At 32.4% G+C, this 8,376-nt stretch carries 9 protein-coding genes; all 9 read right to left on the minus strand.

Features of this window, described 5'->3' with window-relative positions; all coding sequences use genetic code 11:
• Positions 1–346: 346 nt before the first annotated feature.
• Positions 347–661, minus strand: coding sequence for a hypothetical protein (locus JOC59_RS08800; protein ID WP_205144386.1), 315 nt, complete (start codon positions 659–661; stop codon positions 347–349).
• 114 nt (positions 662–775) lie between these two features.
• Positions 776–2,104 carry an FtsK/SpoIIIE domain-containing protein gene (locus JOC59_RS08805; protein WP_205144387.1) on the minus strand — a complete coding sequence of 443 codons (1,329 nt, stop codon included), beginning with the start codon at positions 2,102–2,104 and terminating at the stop codon, positions 776–778.
• 220 nt (positions 2,105–2,324) lie between these two features.
• Complete coding sequence (locus JOC59_RS08810; RefSeq protein ID WP_205144388.1) at positions 2,325–2,534, minus strand: hypothetical protein; 210 nt, start codon at positions 2,532–2,534, stop codon at positions 2,325–2,327.
• Position 2,535: 1 nt separating this feature from the next.
• Complete coding sequence (locus tag JOC59_RS08815; protein WP_205144389.1) at positions 2,536–2,880, minus strand: hypothetical protein; 345 nt, start codon at positions 2,878–2,880, stop codon at positions 2,536–2,538.
• Between the two features lie 140 nt (positions 2,881–3,020).
• Positions 3,021–3,401, minus strand: coding sequence for a hypothetical protein (locus tag JOC59_RS08820; RefSeq protein WP_205144390.1), 381 nt, complete (start codon positions 3,399–3,401; stop codon positions 3,021–3,023).
• Positions 3,402–3,653: 252 nt separating this feature from the next.
• Positions 3,654–4,106 (minus strand): hypothetical protein, encoded by a 453-nt coding sequence (locus JOC59_RS08825; RefSeq protein ID WP_205144391.1) that lies wholly within the window; start codon positions 4,104–4,106, stop codon positions 3,654–3,656.
• 1,373 nt (positions 4,107–5,479) lie between these two features.
• Positions 5,480–6,493 carry a DNA-methyltransferase gene (locus JOC59_RS08830; protein WP_205144392.1) on the minus strand — a complete coding sequence of 338 codons (1,014 nt, stop codon included), beginning with the start codon at positions 6,491–6,493 and terminating at the stop codon, positions 5,480–5,482.
• The gene (locus JOC59_RS08835; protein WP_205144393.1) at positions 6,481–7,269 is read right to left on the minus strand and encodes a restriction endonuclease; all 789 of its coding nucleotides are present in this window, start codon (positions 7,267–7,269) and stop codon (positions 6,481–6,483) included. Before JOC59_RS08835 ends, JOC59_RS08830 begins: the two co-directional genes overlap by 13 nt.
• A gap of 373 nt (positions 7,270–7,642) precedes the next feature.
• The coding region (locus JOC59_RS08840) for a rolling circle replication-associated protein (RefSeq protein ID WP_205144394.1) at positions 7,643–8,376 on the minus strand (734 nt) is incomplete at its 5' end.

The raw sequence follows: 8,376 nt of genomic DNA on the forward strand, positions 1-8,376 counted from the left end.
GAGTTCATCAAAAGAACGTCGCTTTTTCTTTTTATCAGTTAACTCAGATGAATCAATAGGCTCATCTGTGTGAGTAATAATTGGCTTAGAATATTCCCAGACCTCAACGTAAGGACCTGTTCTAATAATTTTTTGATTATAAATTTTCATAGGAAATCAGTCATACAAGACAATACTTTCGCCATTCTTTGGTTTATATAATAAATAAACATAGAAGAAAAATAAATTTTTCTTCTAACTACTAAAGCATGGAAATTTTTTTAGGGACGTTCCACTTGCGCTTTGTCGTCCCGACAGCGCACCCCTTTCAAAAATTTGCCATGCTAAGTAGTTCATCTAATTTGAATTATTTGTTTTTAGGTAACACGTCAGAACAATTGAACCAAAGCGTTCCATTAAATTGCCCAATTTGCATGTTTTCAAGGGTAATAGGCGTAGTCTTCGCAGTCTTCAATTGAGCCACCGTCAATGTAGGATTAAGGTTCTTAACTTTGATAGTAAACATTTCAAAATAAAAAGGGCTAGCGAGGTCTTGAATTGATACCTTTAACTTATAAGCAGTCAGTTCATCTGTTTTACGGTCTCTAACTTCCTCATATCCTTTTACAGCCAAAAATTCTTTCCCAAGTTTTTCTTTATCTAAAAAGTTTTCAATTTCCATTTCTTATTCCTCTTTCAATTTTTATTTTGTTTTAATAATCAGCAAAATACGCTGATTTGCAACAGTTTTAGAAAGTAAGATTAAAGAACAATCTTTCTTTCAAAACCGTTTATTTTATTCTGAAAAATACTTATCTGCTGTTTTATATTTCAACAGCTCTTCAATGAAATTAAACTTTGTAGTGTCAATGAAAGGACTTTCCCAATATTTAGCTTGACTCTCTCCAGAACCCTCAACATATATCATTCCGGAGCCCTTAACACTTACATCAGGAAATGAATCAGTAGGCGGTGTATGAGCGTTAAAAATCATACGATAGCCATCAGGACTGTTTGCCCCCAATGCAATCCGAAGACCTAGATTATCCCTCAAATCAGAATTTAAGGTTTCAGCACGCATTTGCTGGGCTGCTACCAAAATGAAACACCCGGCTTGTCTTCCAAGTAAAATAATCTGTTTGATGTTTGCCATTGTCTCTTCTACAATTTTTTTTCCAGCTTTGTCTGTAGCACTAGCTTGGAAAGCTCCCATTTCATCAAAAATTAACCATAAAGGGTTAAAACCATGGTCAACAAAATTTGAACCATATTTAAAATTCATAGGGTCGTTCATTATTGAATACCGCTTTTTCATTTCTTCAACGACCAATCTAGTAACTCTAGAAATGTTGTTGGGGGTTACAGCAACATGGTCATCAAGATAATGCTCTAGATTTCCTAAGTCAGAGTTTTTCGGGTCACAGATGAAAACGGTTGCGTGCCTTTTCATAAGCTCAATTAAGAAAAAACTAATAAATATCGATTTCCCTGAACCAGTACCACCACCTATTAATACGTGTGGCGATTTTACAGGGTTATAAACGATTCCATACCCTAAATTTATATTCATATCATCAGTAAATTCAGATTTTTCCGTAGCAGTTACCATCAGTCTCTCAGGTTTGACAAGAGTAAAAATATACTCAACATATTGTTCTCTAACAAACTTTTCAGGGGTGATACCAAATACACTTGCTAAAGGTTTTTCTAAGTTTTCTAACTGATTGATTAACGTAGGGTTATTACTCTTCAAAAACCTAACTAGCAACTCACTAGAATTTTCTTCATAAACAATAACAGTGCTTTCATCTAAGTCCGCTTCTTGAATAAAATTTAAAAGTTTGTAATCAGTCTCATATTCATATCTGAAAAAATGGCGTAGATTTTTAAAATATTTATACTGTTTAAGTAAAATAGGAATTCCTGTTACACAAACAAAAATTTCTGTTAGCCAGTTATTGGAAACAAATCCACAGAAAAACCAAAATAGTAGAATTACTATTAACCATGTTTGGTCAAACTTTAAGATACGCCTGTAATTAATAAAATTATTGGGCAAATATAAAGAAACAAATTTCGTGTCTCCCCTAATTCTTGCTCGTCGTTCTTTCAATAATCCCCACATAACCGTTACACCTACCTAAATAAATTTTTTATATTAACAACCAAATTAGTAAACCGTCTCTTCACAGTGTAGAAACTGCTAACAAATAGTAATACAATACCGGGAACTAAGAAGAATATTAAAACAATAATTTCATGTCTCCTTAAAATACCAGCAACTATCAACAATACTATTGAAACCACAAACGTAATACGCTCCTTAAACCTATTTGAAGTGTGCATTATAATTTCTTCCTTTCAATAAATGAAATGATAATCTCTGGCAAACTCAATATCATTAACACCAACGCTAAAAATAAAAATGTTTTTACACTTAGGTAAGGAGAATAAGACTCCCAATGGTAATGCCTATCAATGTTAGCAGTGAAGCCCGCAAAGAGAGATATTACCACAAGCATGATCCAACTAAACGAGCGATAGATGTTCTTCATATTATTCCTCCTCATTTTCTTCAGGCTTGTTATATACATAAGAATTAATATAGATTTTTTTCTCTTTATCTAAACAATCCTTTAAAAGAATTGTGCGATTTTTGTTATGAACATAATTTTTAGCATGTTCTACAAATGCTTGCACGTTGCAAATAAACTCAAATTGGTTTGTGTAACCATTAGTTTGTGAACTTAGTTCTTCACAAGCTTCTAATAACCGCTTCTCATCAATTCTTGTGCTCCAACGCTTTAAAACTGCGATACTACTCATTTTATTAAAATTAGCACCAGTAATTGTGTATATTCTTAAAACATCCACTACATCTAAATCCTTAAAATTAATCATTTTTATTTCTCCTAATTTTTCCTCATTTTTTTCAGTGGTGTCACTAATTACCTCTACCGCTTGAAAATAATAATAGCATCATTTTTTAGCGGTGTCAATAGACCCCCCTAAAAAAGCAAAAAAAAATAAGCCATTACAACTTATTTTTTAAGTAATTCTTGTAAAGCCGCTAAAAGAACCAATTTAACTACAAAAGTTCTGTAAACACGCTTACTACCTTTGAAAATAGATACAAATTTTATCTGAAGTTTACTAATACCTTCGTACACTTTTTTTTCTAAATTAACAGTTGTATCCGCACCCTCTAAAACTTCACTTGCTCCCGTAATATCTTTAACCTTAATATCTGAAAGCTCCAACCACTCATTTTCAAAGGAATCCAACTTAGGCTCAATTATTTTATATGCTCTACCAATCATATAACCAACAGTAACTGGCGCTTCAGTATCCCCAAAAAGAACTCTTTTTAATTCTTTAATCGCTAAAACAGATTCGGCGCTTAACCGCATTCTAGTACGCATAAAATACCTCCTTTACTTGTCTTCTTTATTCTAATATTGTTAGCTTTTTCTCTAAAAATAGCTTAGAAAGCCTTATTTAAAGCCAACTAAGCTAGTCATTTATTATTCCCACTTAATTATATAGCGTGGATTTGCTGATGTCAAAATACCCTAACATTTCAGCTACGTTGTTAAACTCTTTACTGTTCATTGGCTTTACTCCTGATTAACTAATTTAACCAACTTTACCACAATTAACAATTAACTAACACCTTAACCCCTTGAACGGACTCCCCATAGTCTAGCCCAAAATCCTTTAGGTGTACTGGTCTCGATTAGAAGCTGGTCTTTAGCTTTTAACTGTTGCTGTAAATCCAACTGCAATTGTTGAGCCTGATCTAGTAGCTTCTTAAAATCAGCTGATTCATTCTTATTTTGCTCTAATAAATCGGCAACTTGACCGCTTAACTCTTCATTTTTGGCAGTTAATTTGGTATTAACTTTGGTCAATTCGTCAATTTCCGCCTTTAACTTTTCCAATTCAACACTAGTTCTAGTTAAGTTATGTTTGACTTGATTTTCTTTAACTAGTCTTAACTCGTCAACAGTAAATTGACGTTTACTTGTCTTGAATCCATTAGCTGATAATCGCTTATATAGCGTGGGTTTACTGATGTCAAAATACACTAGCATTTCAGCTACGTTGTTAAACTCTTTACTGTCCATTGGCTTTACTCCTGATTAACTAATTTAACCAACTTTACCACAATTAACAATTAACTAACACCTTAACCCCTTGAACGGACTCCACCTTAAATGCGTTAAGCTATTGTGTTAATACCGTTTACGGTAAGTAAGGCATAGTTGCCCTAAGAGTGAGCCAAACTTCATTACACAACACTTCATATTTCTATCAAATGCTCTGTAACAAAGGCTACTTACTTACAGTAGCAACACAATTACAACCAGCGTACCCCAGTCAACTTGCAAAGCTATTAGGGTTGTTTTTATTGACGTAACCCAAGTAACCGTCTTTCGCTTTACAAGGTGTGTCATGCCATTTCGTACACGATCCACCCTAACCATTTATCTTCTTTACTTTTCGCTGAAAGGTCGTTATCACCTGTCTTTAACACTTTGACACCCGCAACGGTATCAATTAGGGACAAATTCTAGCAGGTGTGCGGGCTGTCCTAACCCCAAGCCATACATTTCACTACCTGCGTTGCGTAAATGCTTCTAGCTGTACAAAAAAGCCCATTGGTTTCATATGCTGAACCAGTGGACTTGTTAAGGGCTATTCTATTAACTATTTTTTAACCACCTAATTTAATACTTCAGTAGTTTTATAACTTGATTTTTTATGAAATCATGATAAAATAATTTACATAGATAGCGCTTAACATGTTTCCCTGTCCGCCAAGATACGAGAATATGTTAAGGTTTTTTTTATTCACTTGTTGAATAGAATTATAGCATAATCCTAATGGATTGTGTTATTTTTTTTGCCTATTTTTCAGATTTAGACTTCTTGCTCTCTATATAAGGCACTAAATACCCCAATGCTATATCAATCCCACAACATACCATTATAATTATATACGTGTGTGGTCCAAAAATAGTGGGAGCGCATAAACTCCCATATGTTTCCGTAAATTTTGCTACTGCTTGTACTGCCTTTAAAAAATTTTCCAATTGCGTTGTCCGCCCTTTTTAGTATTTGAGTTTTTAGGCTCATATATAATATAAGTATTCTTGATTTTTTGAATTGATTTTACCTATAACATATAATTGTTTTCTCAAATAAATTGGTATAGATAATTAACCTGAAATCCTTGTGAAGTTAAATCATTGATTTACCAGTGCGAACAACCAGCGAACACGTGGTAATTTCACAAAGCTAATTTCACTAACTTTTACGGCTTCAATGCTGGCAATGGTCTAGGTGGGTACTTTGGATAATCTATCTTATGTAAACCGTCATTGGTATAACTACAAATAACGAAATAAATTAACCTAGCTGACACTAATCAAACGGTTTTTTTGCTCTTAAATATACTATCAAGAAAAAAAGACCTATTATGTAACAGGTCTTTTTTCTAAAATAACGAAATTGTTGTATTCAATTCAAGGTCTGGATCAATATTTTTTTTAACCCTACTTTTTTTAAGCTTAACATTATATTTTTTTACTGTATTTTCAAATTCTAAAATTTCTTCTTTAGACATTTTAGAGTCATATTTATTTTTAAAGTCTGTAAAGTAAGTAATGAGTGAACCTTCATGATTTTTCAAAAACCATTCTATATGATTTTTGAAATATTCCCTACGTATTTCTTCATCATTCAAATCATTTGGCACACGTAACATTCGTTCATCAATGCTATCAAAACCATTAAATGGTTCAGCTAAACGTTTTTTTGTTTCTTCAATGAATGAGGGTTCTATGTCAATTCCTATTGCCTTACGTCCTGACTGTTGTGCTACTCTAACAGTAGTACCACTACCAGAAAATGGATCGAGAACAATGTCATTTTTATTTGAAGATGCCAAAATCATTCTTTCAATAACACCTTCTGGTTTCTGTGTTGGATGAGCTTTACGATTGCTTTGTGAATAATGAACATGACTAAATTCCCATACATTTCCTGGATTAGCTCCACGCATGTTATTAATTGAACGGTAATATTTTTGCGGAATACGAATGTCGTCAAGATTAAATGTGGGATTTTTTCCAGATTTAGTAAACATTAGAATATCATCATGGCGTGATGAAAATCCTTTTTTCTTTCCTAGGCCTTGCGTATAATGCCACGTAATCCAATTATGGAACTCTAAACCTAATTCTTGTTCCATAATTACATGCGTATAAGAAATTAGACGCATACCCATGAAAACATAGATTGTACCACCAGGTTTAAGAATTCTAGTAGCTTCAGTTAACCAATTACGGCTAAAAGTCATAAATTCTTCAAATTCCATATTATCATTAGTTGCTTTATAATCCTTTGCTAAATTATAAGGCGGGTCAGCTATAATTAAATCCACGCTATTTGACTCAAATGCTTTCATATTTGTAATAGAGTCGCCAACAATTAATTTTATTTGATCCATTTTCGTTTTATTGCCTCCTCTATCCAATTTTCAAAAGTTCGTTTTGTACTGTTAATATATTTTTGATCTAAAACTTGAACTAACTCCCATGTTGTCCGTGGGGTTACATCAACATAGTGAATATCTTTAATTTGAATTTGACCTGTTCCTAAAGCTGGATTGATTGAAAAATCTCGTTCTGATAAATATTTAAAATCATAACTTGTAAAATCATGCAAATCTATTACACCTTTAGCCATACCAGTAACAGGATTTGTTTCTGAATAAGGATGGTATTTAATTGATAAAATTACAAAAATAAAATCTGGATCTTCAAGATAAGCAGTTCGAATTTTAGCAAACGATGTGATATTAGGCCCTTTACCACTATTCTTTATAGTATCAGCAGTTGATTTAATATCAACGTTACCTGTTATGTAACTAGGATTTACTTGTTCTTCATTAGTCCTTTTAAATTGAAGAATAACATCAGCTAAATCAGTCCGATTTGCACCAACCTCAATATTAATCAAACTAAACTCGTTGTCTGATAATTGCGCAACATTTCCAAACACAGTCGCTGCCCAAGATTCAATTAAAGGAGCAGCGAGTTTATTAATATTATCAAGTGGAAATTCACCACGAATATTAGTATCAAGAATAATTTGTTTATTGCCTGAATTAAATGAATCTTCAACCATTTTATTAATCATTTTTAAAACAAAATCTGACTGCTTTGCGTATAAAGGATTCTCCTTAGGAATCTTCACTCGACTTTTATAGTTACCGTAATCCATTTTTTATTTTTGTTATTCCTTTTAAGTAATTTAGATAGTTTTATATAAAAAATCCATGTATACATTTTAGCGCATTATACTACTAGTATTGAAGATTATTTTACTATAGTCTAATAAAATATTTTTTAAACTAATCATCAATTAAATAATATATGAGAAAAATTCTATACAACCGTCTTGTATAACAAATTTAATTTGTACGTGAAACTCCACTTATTCAGTGTCCTTCTTGTTTGTAGATATACGAATCAACTATGCGTTTATATCTTGTGTAATCTTTAATTCGTCTGCCATTTTTGGATAAATTAATATAGTTAATTAATTTGATACAAGTACATAGAAACCCCGACTATAGTAGTCTGAGGGCTTGATATTATATACTTGTATCAAATTTTATTTTCCTGTAATGCACTGGATTATCAATAAGATGCCCGTCTCTATATATTTTGCTTACATAATTTGATTCGAACAATACAACTGATTCCGAAAAACTCAGTTTTCCATTTAATAATATTTTTTCCTCTTCAGGCTTTTTTAAATTTCTGCTAGATAAATAAGATTTTTTACCAAATGATTCTAATAATTCTTGCCCGATTCCCTTCTCAAAGTATTTTGTCACATACCGTCCGCGATTTTCCTTTGAGTCAACATCAACCTTATTTATTCGAACTGCACCATGACCCCAAATTTTCAGCAGTTGAGAATGATCTACAAATGGAACATTGAATAAGAGAATATGCGAATGCCAAGATCCACGTTGTTGCTTCTCTAAAACAGCAACATATTGTAATTTACTTTTCTTGGTATTATAAACTGTATAATTATAGCGCTTAATAAATGTCTTAATCATGTTTAGGAAAATAGCACGATCACTTATATTCTCTTTGGTGGTAATGGTAAGAAATGAAGTTCGATCATCGTAGTTACAATCGACAAGTCGCAGTAATCTCCATTTTGCTTGTAAACGACTTATTTCCATACGTAACAAGCGCTTCTTTTGTTCATCAGTTGTGAGTTCATCAAAAGAACGTCGCTTTTTCTTTTTATCAGTTAACTCAGATGAATCAATAGGCTCATCTGTGTGAGTAATAATTGGCTTAGAATATT

This window comes from Periweissella beninensis, from assembly GCF_016908275.1.
Classification (GTDB): domain Bacteria; phylum Bacillota; class Bacilli; order Lactobacillales; family Lactobacillaceae; genus Periweissella; species Periweissella beninensis.